This is a genomic window from Pseudomonas sp. BN415 (assembly GCF_029871195.1).
GTDB lineage: Bacteria > Pseudomonadota > Gammaproteobacteria > Pseudomonadales > Pseudomonadaceae > Metapseudomonas > Metapseudomonas resinovorans.
In genome coordinates this window covers 40,558-57,119 of sequence record NZ_SSOK01000064.1, presented here as the reverse complement: position 1 = coordinate 57,119, position 16,562 = coordinate 40,558, and the positions used below count along the sequence as shown (strand labels likewise).

At 63.3% G+C, this 16,562-nt stretch carries 15 protein-coding genes; 6 read left to right on the top strand and 9 right to left on the bottom strand.

The genetic code is table 11. From position 1 onward, the window contains the following. The first annotated feature begins 23 nt into the window (after positions 1-23). The 5 genes from E8F20_RS22315 to E8F20_RS22295 all read left to right on the top strand — a co-directional run bounded on the left by E8F20_RS22315 (position 24) and on the right by E8F20_RS22295 (position 3,550). Complete coding sequence (locus E8F20_RS22315; RefSeq protein ID WP_280285702.1) at positions 24-1,520, top strand: RNA polymerase factor sigma-54; 1,497 nt, start codon at positions 24-26, stop codon at positions 1,518-1,520. A gap of 84 nt (positions 1,521-1,604) precedes the next feature. After that, entirely contained in the window at positions 1,605-1,913 is a 309-nt protein-coding gene (gene raiA / locus E8F20_RS22310; RefSeq protein ID WP_028628496.1) for a ribosome-associated translation inhibitor RaiA, read from the top strand. 16 nt (positions 1,914-1,929) lie between these two features. After that, positions 1,930-2,394 carry a PTS IIA-like nitrogen regulatory protein PtsN gene (gene ptsN, locus E8F20_RS22305; RefSeq protein ID WP_028628497.1) on the top strand — a complete coding sequence of 155 codons (465 nt, stop codon included), beginning with the start codon at positions 1,930-1,932 and terminating at the stop codon, positions 2,392-2,394. Between the two features lie 9 nt (positions 2,395-2,403). Then, a complete protein-coding gene (gene rapZ / locus E8F20_RS22300; protein WP_280285701.1) occupies positions 2,404-3,261 on the top strand; it encodes an RNase adapter RapZ in 858 nt (285 codons plus the stop codon). Between the two features lie 16 nt (positions 3,262-3,277). Continuing rightward, positions 3,278-3,550 (top strand): HPr family phosphocarrier protein, encoded by a 273-nt coding sequence (locus E8F20_RS22295; RefSeq protein WP_028628499.1) that lies wholly within the window; start codon positions 3,278-3,280, stop codon positions 3,548-3,550. Between the two features lie 67 nt (positions 3,551-3,617). On the opposite strand, the gene pmbA is transcribed toward E8F20_RS22295, so the two are convergent. Continuing rightward, positions 3,618-4,964: a metalloprotease PmbA gene (gene pmbA / locus E8F20_RS22290; protein ID WP_280285700.1), complete on the bottom strand. Its 1,347-nt coding sequence runs from the start codon at positions 4,962-4,964 to the stop codon at positions 3,618-3,620. Between the two features lie 144 nt (positions 4,965-5,108). Here pmbA and yjgA point away from each other — a divergent pair, with 144 nt between their 5' ends. Continuing rightward, a complete protein-coding gene (yjgA, locus tag E8F20_RS22285; protein ID WP_028628501.1) occupies positions 5,109-5,630 on the top strand; it encodes a ribosome biogenesis factor YjgA in 522 nt (173 codons plus the stop codon). An 18-nt stretch (positions 5,631-5,648) separates the two neighbouring features. Here yjgA and tldD read toward each other — a convergent pair whose 3' ends face one another. The 8 genes from tldD to mreB are packed head-to-tail and all read right to left on the bottom strand — an operon-like array spanning position 5,649 to position 16,554. Then, the gene (gene tldD / locus E8F20_RS22280; protein ID WP_028628502.1) at positions 5,649-7,091 is read right to left on the bottom strand and encodes a metalloprotease TldD; all 1,443 of its coding nucleotides are present in this window, start codon (positions 7,089-7,091) and stop codon (positions 5,649-5,651) included. Further along, a complete protein-coding gene (locus E8F20_RS22275; RefSeq protein ID WP_280285699.1) occupies positions 7,088-7,942 on the bottom strand; it encodes a carbon-nitrogen hydrolase family protein in 855 nt (284 codons plus the stop codon). The genes tldD and E8F20_RS22275 overlap by 4 nt, the downstream gene beginning before the upstream one ends. Positions 7,943-7,998: 56 nt before the next feature. Beyond that, the gene (locus E8F20_RS22270; protein WP_280285943.1) at positions 7,999-11,793 is read right to left on the bottom strand and encodes a YhdP family protein; all 3,795 of its coding nucleotides are present in this window, start codon (positions 11,791-11,793) and stop codon (positions 7,999-8,001) included. A 32-nt stretch (positions 11,794-11,825) separates the two neighbouring features. After that, the gene (gene rng / locus E8F20_RS22265; protein ID WP_028628505.1) at positions 11,826-13,283 is read right to left on the bottom strand and encodes a ribonuclease G; all 1,458 of its coding nucleotides are present in this window, start codon (positions 13,281-13,283) and stop codon (positions 11,826-11,828) included. 9 nt (positions 13,284-13,292) lie between these two features. Further along, on the bottom strand, positions 13,293-13,883 hold the full coding sequence (locus E8F20_RS22260; RefSeq protein WP_280285698.1) for a Maf family protein: 591 nt from the start codon (positions 13,881-13,883) through the stop codon (positions 13,293-13,295). Positions 13,884-13,934: 51 nt separating this feature from the next. Beyond that, complete coding sequence (gene mreD, locus E8F20_RS22255) at positions 13,935-14,423, bottom strand: rod shape-determining protein MreD (protein WP_280285697.1); 489 nt, start codon at positions 14,421-14,423, stop codon at positions 13,935-13,937. After that, the gene (gene mreC, locus E8F20_RS22250) at positions 14,423-15,484 is read right to left on the bottom strand and encodes a rod shape-determining protein MreC (RefSeq protein ID WP_280285942.1); all 1,062 of its coding nucleotides are present in this window, start codon (positions 15,482-15,484) and stop codon (positions 14,423-14,425) included. Before mreC ends, mreD begins: the two co-directional genes overlap by 1 nt. Before the next feature lie 32 nt (positions 15,485-15,516). Then, entirely contained in the window at positions 15,517-16,554 is a 1,038-nt protein-coding gene (gene mreB / locus E8F20_RS22245; RefSeq protein ID WP_280285696.1) for a rod shape-determining protein MreB, read from the bottom strand. Positions 16,555-16,562: the final 8 nt, after the last annotated feature.

Here is a 16,562-nt window from a genome sequence, read left to right as displayed (position 1 = left end):
AATAAGGTGCTAAGCCCTCTGCCATGAAACCATCGCTAGTCCTAAAGATGGGCCAGCAGCTGACGATGACCCCGCAGCTGCAACAGGCCATCCGCCTACTCCAACTCTCCACCCTGGATCTCCAGCAGGAGATCCAGGAAGCGCTGGAGTCCAACCCGATGCTCGAACGGCAGGAGGATGGCGACGATTTCGACACCTCCGACCCGATGGCCGAAGGCGACCAGTTGCCCAACTCCGGCAATCAGGAGACCAGCTTTCAAGAGTCCAGCGTCGAGACCAACGCTGAAGCCTTGGAAGACGGCGAATGGCACGAACGCATCCCCAGCGAACTCCCGGTCGACACCGCGTGGGAGGACGTCTACCAGACCAGTGCCAGCAGCCTCCCGAGCAACGATGACGACGAGTGGGACTTCACCTCGCGCACTTCGGTTGGCGAGAGCCTGCAGAGCCACTTGCTCTGGCAGCTCAACCTGGCGCCCATGTCCGATACGGACCGTTTGATCGCGGTCACCTTGATCGATTGCATCAACAACGATGGCTACCTCGAAGAGTCACTGGCCGAGGTCGTCGAGGCATTCGACCCCGAACTCGGCATCGAACTGGATGAAGTCGAAGTCGTCCTCCACCGCATCCAACAGTTCGAGCCGGCAGGCGTCGGCGCCCGTGACCTGCGTGAATGCCTGATCCTGCAGCTGCGCCAGTTACCTCCAGGCACCCCCTGGCTGACTGAAGCCCAGCGCCTGGTCGGCGATCTCCTTGACCTGCTCGGCAGCCGCGACTACAGCCAGCTGATGCGACGCATGAAGGTCAAGGAGGATGAACTTCGCCAGATCATCGAACTGATCCAGTGCCTGAATCCGCGGCCCGGTTCGCAGATCGAAGCCAGCGAGCCCGAGTACGTCGTGCCGGATGTCATTGTCCGCAAGCACAACGAACGCTGGCTGGTGGAGCTGAACCAGGAAGCCGTGCCGCGCCTGCGGGTCAACCCGCACTACGCCGGTTTCGTTCGCCGCGCCGACTCCAGCGCCGACAACACCTTCATGCGCAACCAGCTTCAGGAAGCGCGCTGGTTCATCAAAAGCCTGCAGAGTCGCAACGAAACCCTGATGAAGGTCGCCACCCAGATTGTCGAGCACCAACGCGGCTTCCTGGAGTACGGCGATGAGGCGATGAAACCCCTGGTTCTGCACGATATCGCCGAAGCCGTGGGCATGCACGAGTCCACCATCTCGCGGGTGACCACCCAGAAATACATGCACACTCCCCGCGGAATCTACGAGCTGAAGTACTTCTTCTCCAGCCACGTCAGCACCTCGGAAGGCGGCGAATGCTCGTCTACCGCGATCCGCGCCATCATCAAGAAACTGGTCGCAGCGGAAAATCCGAAAAAGCCGTTGAGCGACAGCAAGATCGCTGGTTTACTGGAGGCACAGGGCATTCAAGTGGCCCGTCGCACAGTAGCCAAGTATCGCGAGTCCCTTGGGATAGCGCCTTCCAGCGAGCGGAAGCGACTGATGTGACGCGGAAATTGACCCACGCCAAAGTGTTCCGGTGGCAGGCCCGTTAGCCTGTTTCTTATACACGGGCAATAAGGAGAAAGCGGTATGCAAGTCAACATCAGTGGACATCAACTGGATGTGACCGACGCCCTGCGCGATTATGTCGGCGAGAAACTTGGCCGGCTCGAGCGCCACTTCGACAAGATCACCAATGTGCAAGTCATCATGGAGGTCGAGAAACTGAAGCAAAAGATCGAAGCCACCTTGCACATCGCCGGCGGGGAGGTCGTGGCCAATGCAGAACATGAAGACATGTACGCCGCCATCGACCTGCTCACCGATAAACTTGACCGCCAACTGATCAAACACAAGGAAAAGCAGTTGAATCGCCAGCAGGGCGCTACGGCCCGCTGACACTCTTCCCCTTCCTATGATTCGACTCGAGCAAATCCTGACCCCCGGCCGTTCCCTGGTGAACGTGCCGGGCGGCAGCAAAAAGCGTGTACTGGAACAGATTGCCAAGCTGGTTTCCCGCGATCTCCCCGACCTCGACAACCAGGATATTTTCGAAAGCCTGGTAGCCCGGGAGAAACTCGGCTCCACCGGTTTCGGCAACGGCATCGCCATTCCCCACTGTCGCCTCACCGGCTGCACCTCGCCCATAAGCGCGGTGCTCCGGCTCGATGCTCCAGTCGATTTCGACGCTATCGACGGCGCCCCGGTTGACCTCCTGTTGGTCCTGTTGGTCCCGGAAGCTGCTACCGATGAGCACCTTGAACTGCTCCGTCAGATTGCCAGCATGCTCGACCGCAGCGATGTGCGTGAGCGTTTGCGCCAGGCGCCCGACAGCACCAGCCTCTACCAGGTGGTGGTGGACGTGCAGAGCGAACGCTAGGGCTTCTCCATGCGCCTGATCATCGTCAGCGGCCGCTCCGGGTCGGGCAAGAGCACCGCCCTCGATGTACTAGAGGACCACGGTTTCTACTGCATCGACAACTTGCCCGCCGGACTGCTTCCCGAGTTGGCGGAACGGGCACTGCTGCACACCGAACTACTGGAACCCCAGGTTGCCGTATCCATCGACGCACGCAACCTGCCCAGCCAGTTACAGCGCTTTCCCGAGCTGCTCGTCGAAGCCCGCAGCCGCCACATAAAATGCGACGTGCTCTACCTCGATGCCGAGCACGCCACCCTGCTCAAGCGTTTTTCCGAAACGCGCCGACGCCATCCGCTGACCAACGACAACCGCTCCCTGGCGGAAGCAATCCAGGACGAAGAAGTACTTCTGGCCCCTATAGCCGATCTCGCCGATCTGAAGATCGACACCACGCACCTCAACCTCTACCAACTGCGCGACAGCATCAAGCTCCGATTGCTGAACCAGCCGGAGCCAGGCACCGCCTTCCTGATCGAGTCTTTTGGATTCAAGCGTGGCATGCCTGTAGATGCCGACCTGGTGTTCGACGTGCGCTGCCTTCCCAACCCGTACTGGAAGCCTGAATTGCGCGACCATTCCGGGCTGGAACCAGCGGTCGCCGAGTACCTTGCGGGGCAGCCTGATGTCGAAGAGATGTATCAGGATATCCTCGGCTATCTGAGCAAATGGCTGCCGCGCTTCGCCGCCAGTAACCGCGCCTATGTCACTATCGCCATCGGCTGCACCGGTGGGCACCACCGTTCGGTCTACGTCGCCGAGCGCCTGGGCACCGCGCTGAAACCCAGCTTGAAGAATGTCCAGGTTCGCCACCGCGACCTCAGCTAGAAGGATTGGAAACGCGATGCCCGCCTGCGAGATCACCATCATCAACAAGCTCGGACTGCATGCCCGAGCCGCAGCGAAGTTCGTCGGCGTTGCCGGTCGCTATCCTTGCCAGATTCGCGTGGGCCGCTCCCCGGAAAGCCTGGTGGACGGCAAGAGCATCATGGCGGTGATGATGCTGGCGGCAGGCAAAGGCACCCCCATTCACCTGCATACCGAAGGCGACCAGGACGACGACGCCCTCACTGCCCTGATCGAGCTGATCAACAACAAGTTCGACGAAGGCGAATGACAGCCAATACTGGCTTGTGAAAACGCGCCCAATTGGGCGCGTTTTTCATTCTCTGGCCAAACAGTCTTCAGCTGCCCGCAACCGTCATCCGCTCGATCAGTACGGACCCGGTTCGGATGTTGCCACGCAGTTCAAGGTCACTGCCTACCGCAACAATCTGGCGGAACATGTCCTTCAGGTTTCCCGCGATGGTTACTTCCTGCACCGGGAACTGGATCTCGCCATTTTCCACCCAGTAACCAGCTGCGCCGCGGGAGTAGTCGCCAGTCACCATGTTCAGCCCCTGCCCCATCAACTCGGTCACAAGAAGGCCACGCCCCATACGTCGCAGTAGCGCGGCCTGATCTTCCTGGCCGTGGCTGACGAAGAGGTTGTGCACTCCGCCAGCGTTGGCCGTGCTGGGCAGGCCCAGCTTGCGCCCGGAGTAGGTGCCGAGGATGTACGAAACCAGCTCGCCTTTTTCGACGAAGGGCTTGGCGTAGGTCGCCAGACCGTCGTTGTCGAAGGCCGCGCTGGCCATCGCGCGCGGGATATGCGGGCGCTCGTCGATGGACAGCCACTCGGGAAACAGGCGCTGCCCAAGGGCACCTTCGAGGAAGGACGACTTGCGATAAAGATTGCCGCCGGAGATTGCCCCAAGGAAGCTGCCGAACAGACCGGTTGCCAGCTCGGCGGCGAACAGCACCGGCACTTCGCAGGTCGGTACCGGACGTGCACCGAGACGGGCCGCTGTCCGCTCGGCCGCGCGGCGTCCGATGCTGACCGGGTCGGCGAGCTGATTGCCGATGCGGTTAACGTCATACCAGTAGTCGCGCTGCATCTGCCCCTGGCTCTCGGCGATCATCACGCAGCTCAAGCTGTGACGGGTGCTGGCATAGCCGCCGACGAAACCATGGCTGTTGCCATAAACCCTGCAGCCCTGATGGGTGTTGAGGGTAGTGCCATCCGCCTTGCTGACGCGCTTATCAGTCTCGAATGCCGCCGTCTCACAGATCAGCGCCTGCTCCACCGCCTGTTCAGGGGTTATTGACCACGGATGGTAGAGATCGAGCTCCGGCAGATCTCGGGCCATCAGTGCCGCGTCGGCCAAGCCTGCGCATTCGTCCTCGGATGCGTGCCTGGCAATGGCCAGGGCCGCAGCAACAGTCTCACGGATCGCATCGTCGCCGCTCGCTGACGTACTGGCAGAGCCCTTGCGCTGACCAACATACAGGGTGATTCCGAAGCCCTGATCACGGTTGAACTCGACTGTTTCCACCTCGCCCTGGCGAACGGTGGTGGACAATCCCTGCTCTACTGAAACAGCCACCTCACAAGCGCTGGCGCCCTGGCGCCGGGCCTCGGCGAGGATGCGCTCGACCCGCGCCTGCAATTCCGGCAATGCTTCCGGGCCGACCACTTCTACTTCACTCATAGCCACTCCAGTTCAATAATTCCTCGACACGACGGGCGCAACCTGGCGCCTCGCCGCACGTACCGCACTCGGGCGGCGCCAGTCGGGCCGGACAAGGCGGCCCCGACTGGTTATCATGGCGGCGTTTCCCATTGGACCACCCCCATGTCTGAATTCCTCGACGACGACTTCTCCGGCGAGAAGAGCAAAACCCAGGTCAAGCGCGAGCTGCACGCCCTGCAGGAGCTCGGTGAGCGCCTGACGACCTTCAAGCCCGACGTGCTGGCCAAGCTGCCACTGACCGACGCCCTGCAGCGAGCCCTGGCGGAAGCGCCGAAGCACAAGGCACACGTTGCCCGCAAACGGCACATCCAGTACATCGGCAAGCTCATGCGCGAGCAGGACATCGACGCCATTGTCGGCCTGATCGACCAGCTCGACAGCTCCACCCGCGAGTACAACGAGCGCTTCCACGCCTTGGAGCGCTGGCGCGACCGCCTGATCGAGGGTGGCGATGCCGCCCTGGAAAGCTTCGTCGCCGATTACCCGGACACCGACCGCCAGCACCTGCGCGGCCTGATCCGTCATGCCCAGCACGAAGTGGCCCACAACAAACCACCGGCCGCCGCGCGCAAGGTGTTCAAATACATCCGCGACCTGGACGAGGCCAAGCGCGGCTTGCGCTGATCCTTCCGGGGGCCGCCATCAGGCCCCCGTCCCGCCTACCGTTATTGCATCGATCTTCAGGGTCGGCTGACCCACACCCACCGGCACCGACTGACCGTCCTTGCCACAGGTTCCCACGCCGCTGTCCAGTGCCAGGTCATTGCCGACCATGGACACCCGGCTCATGGCCTCCGGACCATTGCCGATCAGGGTAGCGCCCTTCACTGGCGTGGTGATCTTTCCGTTCTCGATCAAGTAAGCCTCACTGGTGGAGAAGACGAACTTGCCGCTGGTGATGTCCACCTGGCCACCTCCGAGGTTGGCGCAGTAGATACCGCGTTCCACCGAGGCGATGATCTCCTGCGGATCGCTCTTGCCGGCCAGCATGTAGGTGTTGGTCATGCGTGGCATCGGCAGGTGCGCGTAGGACTCCCGGCGACCGTTGCCGGTGCGCGCCACCTTCATCAGGCGAGCGTTCAGCTTGTCCTGCATGTAGCCCTTGAGCACACCGTTTTCGATCAGCGTGGTGCACTGGGTCGGGGTGCCCTCGTCGTCGACGCTAAGCGAGCCACGGCGATAGGCCAGGGTACCGTCGTCGACGATGGTGCAAAGACTGGAAGCCACCTTCTCGCCGATGCGGCCGCTGTAGGCTGAGCTGCCCTTGCGGTTGAAGTCTCCTTCCAGACCGTGGCCCACGGCCTCATGCAGCAGCACACCGGACCAGCCAGCCCCCATCACCACCGGAAGGGTACCAGCCGGTGCAGGAACAGCTTCCAGATTGACCAGGGCCTGGCGCAGCGCCTCGCGGGCATAGCCCATGGCGCGGTCTTCCTGGAGGAAATAACGGTAGTCGGTACGTCCACCGCCGCCGTGGCCACCGCGCTCGCGGCGGCCGTTCTGCTCGACGATCACACTGACATTGAAACGCACCAGCGGGCGCACATCGGCGCCCAGGCTGCCGTCGCTGGCGGCGATCAGGATGCGCTCCCAGACGCCGGCCATGCTCACGGTGACTTGCTTGATGCGCGGATCGAGAGCACGGGTAGCGGCGTCGACCTTTTTCAGCAGCTCCACCTTCTCGGCGCGGCTGATCACATCCAGCGGGCTGCTGGAATCGTAAAGCCTTGTAATCTGCGGGCTGGCGAAGGCCTGCACCCGCCCTTCCTGCCCGGCACGGGAAATGGAACGCGCGGCCCGTGCGGCCTGACGCAAGGCATCCGCCGTGATGGCATTGCTGTAAGCGAAACCAGTCTTCTCGCCGGACTGGGCGCGCACGCCGACGCCCTGATCGAGATGGAAGCTACCTTCCTTGACGATGCCGTCCTCCAGCATCCAGGACTCGGAAATCTGCCCCTGGAAATACAGATCGGCAGCATCGATGCCTGGACCGGCCAGCTCTCCTAGGATTTCCGGCAACTGCTCGATACTGAGGTCACCAGGTGCCAGCAGATGCTCGCTGACGGATAACAAGACGTCGCTCATAACTTCTCCGTACGCGCCGGCCCGGGAGTGGCCGGCGTCATGAATCTTCTGTGGGTGCTCACCGGCATGCGCTGGCGGATGGCCGCCTGCTCGTCCGCGTCGCGACTGGCGAGCAATACGGCTTCGCCCTGGTCCTGCTCGGCCAGTACCCGCCCCCAGGGGTCGACGATGGCCGAATGGCCGAAGGTTTCGCGCGGGCCGGGGTGCGTACCGCCCTGGCCCGCCGCCAACAGGTAGCACTGGGTTTCGATGGCGCGAGCACGTACCAGCACTTGCCAGTGGGCCGCCCCAGTCACGGCGGTGAAGGCCGAGGGGGCGCTGATCAACTCGGCGCCGGCTTCGCGCAGTGCGCCATACAACTCGGGAAAGCGCAGGTCGTAGCAGACGGTCAGACCGAGTCGACCGACCGGCGTGTCCGCCACCACTACCTGTGCGCCATGGGCGTAGTCGTCTGATTCGCGGTAGCGGCCGCGAGTGTCGGTGACGTCTACATCGAACAGGTGGATCTTGTCGTAGCGCGCAGCCCGTTCGCCATGCTCGTCGATCAGCAGGGAGCAGGCGTTGGCCTTGTCCGCAGGCTGGCCGTCGGGCGGTAGCGGCAGGGTGCCAGCCACTATCCATAGCTTGAGATCGCGGGCGGCCTGGCGCAGCCAGGGCAGGATCGGTCCCCGGCCTTCCGCCTCGGCACGCCCCAGGTCGGCCAGATCCCGACGGCCGATGGCGGCGAAGTTCTCAGGCAGCACCGCCAGGCGGGCACCGCCTTCGGCAGCCTGTTGCAGCAGGCGGCGGGCGCTGGCGAGGTTAGCCAGGACATCGTCCTGGCTAACCATCTGAATTACGGCAAGGGACATCGGAATCTCCGCTCAAGGCATGGAATGCATGCTAACCCAAGCTGCGAAAGCCCGCTTCAGCGAGGCTTTTCAAAAGGCTTGTCGAACGTGATCTTGGGGCTCTTCCAGGAACCTTCAACCTTGTATTGCACACTCGCGAAGCGCGCGACCCTGTCGCCCAGTAGCTTGTCCACCACGAAGAGCGCGCCGCCAATGGCCGGTGCCCCGACGATCAGCGCCGCCAGCGGCAAGTTGTTGGTCACCGGCAGCGTCACCAGCAGCTTGGCATTGATGCGATCAGCGGCCAGGTCCATGGTGCCGTCCAGTTCCAGGCCACTGGAAGGGCCTTCGAGCGTAATGGGCTCGCGGGTGACGAAACGGCCGTCACTGCCCACCAACAGGCCCTTGACCCGGTCATAAGCCAGGCCTTTGCCCAGCAGATCGGAGAAGTCCAGACGCAAGCGCCGACCGATGGAGTTGAAGTTGAGCAAGCCAAACACCCGAAGCGCCTGGGCGCTACCCTCCACTTCGACGAACTGACCATTGCTCAGGCTGGCATCCAGGGAACCAGAGTAACGCTTGAGACTGACCCAGGCCGGCGACCCCGGCCAGCGGCCATCGGCGTCCAGGCGGAAGCGCTCGCTGGTGGCTGACGGCGCAAAGTTCCAGGCCTTGAGCACGTCCGCCAGGTTCTTACCTTCCATTCGCCCCCTGTACCAGGAGCTGCTACTTTCAGCCGTGCCTTCCCAACCTGCGGCCCCGGTGACTTTCAATCCCTTGAGGTCAAGGTTCAGTTCGCTGAAATTCACGCCCTTGGCGTCAGGCCGAGCCTTGAATGACCAGCCCCCCAGAGGCGAGTCCCCCAGGACGACCTGATCGATGCGCACATCCAGCGCGGGCACCTGGCGCGGATCGACGCCCGCCAGCGGATCGGGCTTGGCATCCGCCTCTGCATCGTTCTCCGGCGGCTTCGGCAGGCGTATCTGCTTCAAATGGATATCAATGGGCGCGCCTTTGGCGTCAGCCAGCGCCACGCTACCCTGCATGAGGGCGCTGTCCAGGCCCAGGTTCCAGCCGTTGGCAGACCGGTTCAGATTGACCGTGAGATTGTCCAGGCTCATGCCAAAGCCCGTGAACCGGCCGATTTCCAGATTGGCGCTGCTCAGCATGCGGGCCTTATCGGCACCGTCACGGGGGGCGAACCGCTTGGCCAGCTCCAGCCAGGGCGTGGTGTCCAATTCGTCAACCCGGCCACGGATGCGCAGGCCCTTGCCCCCAGGCGGAGTCGCCGTGCCGCCCCCTAGAACCAGGTCGCCCCGCGCTTCGTCCAACTTGCCCACGGGCGCCGCCAGGGCAAGGCTGGCAAGCCCGGCATAGTCCAGCCAATAGCGCCGCTCGTCGCCGTCCAGTGTCATGCGCCAGGTAGCATCACGGGTTTCTTCGGCCAGCTTGCCAAAAGGTGCCGGCAACTCGACCGCCAGGCCTTTGAGACTGGAATCGATGCGCAGCTGGCTATCCTTGCCGTCCAGACTCAGGTTCAGGTTGTAGGGCAAGGTGCCCGAAGCCGGCAGCGGCTGGGTCACACCGAGCCAGGCGGTGAGATCTTTCAGGGTGATGCTGCCGTTGGCGAGGATGCGCGAACGGGCATTACCGTTGCTGCCTTCGGCCTGAGCCTTGGCCCGGACTTCGCGTCCGAAGGCTTGGCCACGTATGTCCTGGGCGCTGAGGCCCTTGGCGGTGTCGTAGCGGAACGCGCCCTTGAGCTGGGTCAACGACAGATCGGGGCGGGCGATCTTCAAGTGCGCGTCGGCGGTACTGAGATCCACCACCACGTGGGGCGGATGACCCTTCTCCAGCGGGATATCCAATTGCAGCCTGCCGTCAAGCGTGCCCTGCCCCTGCCAGCCAGCGAAGATGTTCGCAGTGCCCATCGGGGTTTCCTGAAGAATCTTCAGGCCGTCGGTGAAGCTGCTGTCCAGCTGGGCGTCCAATAGCAAACGCGGCACTTCACCAGCCTCTACGTGAGGCACTTCCGCCTCAGCGTCGCTCACCCGGCTGTCGAGGATGCGTCCATCCGGCACCTTGATCCGCACGCCGGAGTCCTCGATGAACACGTCACCACGGGCCTCGCGCAGTTCCGGCCAGCCGGGCTGGTACGCCAGTTCAGCGTCACGCACCTTGAAGAACAGGCTGAGGGAACGCGCCGCCGGATCAGCGCCTTGGGCCAGTGAGCCCTGGTACTGGAAGAAACCTTCATCCACCGTGCCTCCCTTGATGGCCTCCTTGAGCCATTTGGCCAGGGCCGGACTGAGCCCCGGCGAACGGGTCGGCAGGTATTTCTCGGTGTAGCGTGCATCGCCTTCGCGCAGGCCGACACGCAGATCCATGTAGTCCTCGGCCTCTGGCGCGCGCATCAAGCGAATCAGCATGTCACCGGCAATATGCCCCTCTTCGCCCTCCAGGCGCATGTACGGGCTGACAAGGGTGAAGGCGGTATCGTCGAGGCTCCAGGTCAACCGGGCGTTCGCTTCGCGGTAGTGCCACGGTTTGGGAAAGAGGTGGTCGAGGTGCAGGGTGAAATCGTTGGAATCCAGGCGCAACTCGCCTTGGGACAGGTCCCCCGCCAGGCTGCCACTGACGTTCTCGACGGCGGGCGCGCCGTGGTAGGCGTTGAAACCGACATCGTCGAGGTTGCTGCTGAAGTCCAGGCGCTTGGCGCCTTCCTGTAGCGGGCGGTAATGCAGGCTCAGGTTGCGCAGGGCGCCCCGCGGCTTCAGGCCAGCCACAGCGGCGGCGGCGGCTTCTGGCAGCGGGATCAGAGCCTCCACTATCGGTAGCAAGGGCGCCACCTCCAGGCGGTCGGCGCTCAGCGCCCACTCGGGTCGCTCACCCGCCGTGTGGTCAAGGCGAAGATGGGTTTCGCCCCAACGCGTCTCCCCGATGTTCGCAGCAAGGGAATCGAGCAGGACCTGGAACCCCTCATCGGTCCGGGTGAAATAGGCATTGAGCCCGACGTTGCTCAGGGTGACCGCCTTGCGTTTGTCGTAGGCGCCACGTACTTCGGGCACATGCAGCTTGGCCACGGCACGCCGCATACCGCCCTTGCTCCATTCACCCCAGACTTCGCCCCCAGCCTGCAGGCGCTGAAGACGCCAGTCACGGGTCAGACTGGTGGGCAGCCAGCGCGCCCAATCGGTTTGCGGCAGGCTGAGATAGAGTTCCGCATCATTCTGCAGCCAGGCGTCGGAATTGAGGCGGGTTCTCAGACGCAGGGCCACCGGCTGCCCATCGGGCAACGAGAACCGGCCATCGAGGCGCTGGCGGCTACCACTGGCCTTCAGCGTGGCGCTGACATAGGTGACGTTGGTGGGCGCCTGTCCTTCGGATTCCAGGGTGAGCTGGCTGTTCAGCACGGATACGTGACCAATCTGCTGCAGCAAGGCGCGGACCTGTCGGGGACCAGGGAGCGGCTTGCCCGAGTTGGTGGTAAGACCTTCCAGATGCCATTTTCCAGCCTTGTCCTGGCTCAGGCCGATCTGGACGCCATCCAGCTCCAGCCGGGCGATACGTGGCTGCCTCGCCATCAGGCTGCCAAGCACGTCAGGCACGACGCGAATCTGATCCACGCGCAGGACGCCGCCGCCCTCGCCCAACACAACGTCGTGCGCAATCAGCAGCGGCGCCAGCCCGTGCCAACGCCCTTCCAGGCCACCGATCTCAAGCGGCTGCCCCAGCGCCGCGGAGGCCTTGGCTTCTGCTTCGGCACGGTACTCGGCCACGAATGGCACCAGTTCGCGCCCCAGGCTGACATAAAGCGCCGACAGCACCAGGAACAGGGCGCAAAGCCCCAGTGACCAGCGCAGCGTGCGCATCAACCAGCGGGCTATGGCTTCCACTCAGCGCCTCAGAGCAAGACCACGTCGTACTGTTCCTGGGAATACATGGTTTCCACCTGGAACTTGATCGGCCGCCCGATAAAGGCCTCCAGATCAGCGACGTTGCCCGACTCTTCATCCAGAAGTCGATCCACAACCTTCTGGTTCGCCAGCACGAGATAGCCTTCCGCTTGATAGGCCCGGGCCTCGCGCAGTATCTCGCGGAAGATTTCGTAGCAGATGGTTTCTGCGGTCTTCAGCAGGCCACGGCCCAGGCAACTGGCGCAAGGCTCGCAGAGCACCTGGATCAGGCTCTCGCGGGTGCGCTTGCGGGTCATCTGTACCAGTCCGAGCTCGGTGATACCGATGATGTTGGTCTTGGCGTGGTCGCGTTCCAGCTGCTTCTCCAGGGTACGCAACACCTGGCGCTGGTGCTCTTCATCTTCCATGTCGATGAAGTCAATGATGATGATCCCGCCCAGGTTGCGCAGGCGCAGCTGGCGGGCGATGGCGGTCGCCGCCTCAAGGTTGGTCTTGAAGATGGTCTCTTCGAGGGTGCGATGACCGACGAAGGCACCGGTGTTCACATCGATCGTAGTCATCGCCTCGGTAGGGTCGATGATCAGGTAGCCACCCGACTTCAGCAGTACCTTACGTTCCAGGGCCTTCTGGATTTCATCCTCGACGCCATAGAGGTCGAAGATCGGTCGCTCTCCGGGGTAGTGCTCCAGTCGATCGGAAACTTCAGGCATCAACTCGTCGACGAACTGGGTCACTTTCTGGAATGTTTCGCGCGAGTCGATGCGAATCTTCTCGATGCGCGGGTTGACCAGGTCACGCAAGGTCCGCAGGGCAAGGCTGAGGTCTTCGTAGATAACCGACGGTGCCGAAGCGGTCTGCATCTGCGAGGAAATCTGCTCCCACAAGCGGCGCAGATAACGGATATCCGCGAGGATTTCATCGGCGCGGGCGCCGTCAGCGGCGGTACGCAGGATGAAGCCGCCGGCCTCCTCGATGCCTTCGGCGGCGATGCAGTCGGCCACCACCTGCTTGAGGCGCTCGCGCTCGGCTTCGTCCTCGATCTTCAAGGAAATGCCCACGTGGCTGGTACGTGGCATGTACACCAGGTAACGCGAGGGTATCGACAGCTGGGTGGTCAGGCGAGCGCCCTTGCTGCCGATCGGGTCCTTCGTGACCTGCACGACCAGGCTCTGGCCCTCATGCACCAGTGCGCTGATGCTCTCCACGGCACTGCCTTCGCGGTTGCTGATTTCCGAGGCATGAATGAACGCCGCGCGATCCAGGCCGATGTCGACGAAGGCCGCCTGCATGCCCGGCAGTACCCGCACCACCTTGCCCTTGTAAATGTTGCCGACGATGCCGCGACGCAAGGTGCGCTCTACATGCACCTCCTGCAGCACGCCGTTCTCCACTAGCGCCACGCGCGATTCCATCGGCGTGATATTGATCAGGATCTCTTCGCTCATGCCGTTGACCTATCCCAGGTGCTGCCAACAAGGAATGCCGAACCCGGCGAGCATTTCCGCCGTTTCCAGCAGCGGCAATCCCACTACCGCTGAATAACTGCCTTCAACGCGACTGACGAATACCGCACCCAGCCCCTGAATAGCGTAGCTGCCGGCCTTGTCGGCGGGCTCGCCGCTGGCCCAGTAAGTTTCCATTTCGATTCGGGAAATGGGACGAAAACGCACCCGACTGGCGACCACCCGCGTTTCACAGCGATCCACGCCAGCCAGTGCAACCGCGGTGAGCACCTCATGCTCGCGACCGGACAACTGCTCCAGAATGGCCAGCGCATCGTCGCGATCGACCGGTTTGCCGAGAATGCGACCATCCAGAACCACCGCGGTGTCTGCCCCCAGCACACAGGCCGAGCCGGCCTCGGCCAGGCTGGCGAGGCCGGCCAGGGCCTTCTCGCGCGCCAGACGCTCGACATAGGCGTTTGCTGGCTCGTCCGGCAGGGCGGTTTCGTCGATGGAGGCGATTAGGGTGATATGGGGAACGCCGATCTGTGCCAGCAGCTCGCGCCGGCGCGGCGACCCCGAAGCCAGGTACAGCGTGGCCATGCGGACTTCTCCCTGTCGAAGACAGAGGCTTGCGACATGGCCGCAAGCCGATCAGTTGACGTTGAGGCGGCGACTCGTGCCACGCAGGGCGGCATAAACCCAAGGCCAGAGCAACGCGCTGACCAGGGCGGGCAGCAGGAAGACCAGGGTCGGGGGACGATTACCGGTGAGGGCATTGAGCCACAGCTGTACCAACTGGGCCAGGCCGAAAACTACGAGCAGCACCAAACACTGCTGCCACATGGGGAACATGCGCAGCCGCTGGTGCAGAGTCAGCACCAGGAAGGTGATCAGGGCGAGGATCAAGGCGTTCTGACCGAGCAAAGTGCCATAAAGCACATCTTCCGCCAGGCCCAGCAACCAGGCGGTGGTCATGCCCACGCGGTGCGGCAGGGCGAGTGTCCAGTAGGTGAGGAAGAGCGCCAGCCATAGCGGCCGGCCGATTTCCATGAAGCTGGGGACCGGCCCGACGCTGAGTACCAGCGCCAGGATCAGGCTGACCCAGATCACCCAGCCATTGTTGGAGCGCTGGCCGACCATCAATGACTCTCCTGGGGATTTCGCGCTGCCGGCGGCGTGTTCGGTGCAGCCTGGGCCGGCGCAGAAGACGCCGGCGCTGCGGCCGGGGCCTGGGCGGCGGGGGTACTGGCAGCGGCAGGTGCGGCCTGAGCGGCCGGAATGACCGGAGCGGTAGCATCGCCCTGGGCAGGTTGGGCGGCAGCCTCGCGGTCAGCAGCCTCCTGGGCCTTCGCGGCGTCGTTGGCGCGCTCTTCGGGGCTGCGGGTATCGGTGAACACCAGCAGCATGTAGCGGCTGCGGTTCAGCGCGGCGGTAGGCACGGCGCGAACGATGGCGAACGGCTGGCCGGAATCGTGGATGACTTCCTTGACGATCGCCACCGGGTAGCCCGCAGGGAAGCGCTGGCCAAGGCCGGAACTCACCAGCAGGTCGCCTTCCTTGATGTCAGCGGTGTCGGCGACGTGGCGCAGCTCGAGGCGCTCGGGGTTACCGGTACCACTGGCAATGGCGCGCAGGCCGTTGCGGTTCACCTGCACCGGAATGCTGTGGGTGGTGTCGGTCAGCAACAGCACGCGGGATGTATAAGGCATCACCTCCACCACCTGGCCCATCAGACCGCGGGCATCGAGCACCGGCTGGCCGAGAAACACACCGTCCTTCTCGCCCTTGTCGATCAGGATGCGATGGGTGAAGGGGTTGGGATCGACGCCGATCAACTCGCCAACCAGGACTTTTTCATCCACGAGGGCAGCGGAGTTGAGCAGCTCGCGCAACCGAACGTTCTGCTCCGTCAGGGTCGCCAGCTTCTGCAGGCGACGCTGCATCAGCAGGGCCTCGGCCTTGAGCTTCTCGTTCTCGGCGATCAGGGTGCTGCGGCTGGTGAACTGGTCACTGACGCCATCCCAGACACGCACCGGCAAGTCGGCCAGCCAGTAGAAAGGCGTGAGCACGAGCCCCATCTGGCTGCGCATGGGTTTGAGCGTGTCAAAGCGGGCGTCGACCACCATCAGTGCAGCCGAAAGCACGGCGAACACCAACAGGCGCACGCCGAGCGAAGGTCCCTTGGTGAATAGCGGTTTAATGGCCCGCTCCTATGGCTGCGTTGCTCTCGACCTTACTCGGTGGAGAGCAGATCCATCGCGTGACGGTCCATCATTTCCAAGGCACGGCCGCCGCCACGGGCGACGCAGGTCAGCGGATCTTCTGCGACGATCACCGGCAGTCCGGTTTCCTGGGCCAGCAGTTTGTCCAGATCGCGCAGCAACGCGCCACCACCGGTCAGCACCAGGCCGCGCTCGGCGATGTCGGACGCCAGTTCCGGCGGAGATTGCTCCAGGGCGCTTTTCACCGCCTGAACGATGGTCGCCAGGGACTCCTGCAGGGCTTCCAGCACTTCATTGGAGTTCAGGGTGAAGCTGCGCGGTACGCCTTCGGCCAGGTTACGGCCGCGGACGTCGATCTCACGGATCTCGCCACCCGGGAAGGCGGTGCCGATTTCCTGCTTGATGCGCTCGGCGGTGGATTCGCCGATCAGGCTGCCGTAGTTACGGCGCACGTAGGTGACGATGGATTCGTCGAAGCGGTCGCCGCCGACACGTACGGATTCGGCGTAGACCACGCCGTTCAGGGAGATCAGGGCGATTTCGGTGGTACCACCACCGATATCCACGACCATGGATCCGCGGGCTTCTTCCACCGGAAGACCGGCGCCGATGGCAGCCGCCATGGGCTCTTCGATCAGGAATACTTCGCGGGCGCCGGCGCCCAGGGCGGATTCACGGATGGCACGGCGTTCCACCTGGGTGGATTTGCAGGGCACGCAGATCAGGACGCGCGGACTCGGCTGCAGGAAGCTGTTTTCGTGAACCTTGTTGATGAAGTACTGCAGCATCTTTTCGCAGACGCTGAAGTCGGCAATCACGCCGTCCTTCATCGGGCGGATGGCGGAGATGTTGCCAGGAGTACGGCCCAGCATGCGCTTGGCTTCGGTACCTACGGCTACCACGCTCTTCTGGTTGCCGTGGTTACGAATGGCGACCACCGAGGGTTCGTTGAGGACGATACCGCGCTCACGCACGTAAATAAGGGTATTGGCAGTGCCCAGGTCGATCGACAGATCGCTGGAAAACATGCCACGCAGTTTCTTGAACATGGGAGAGG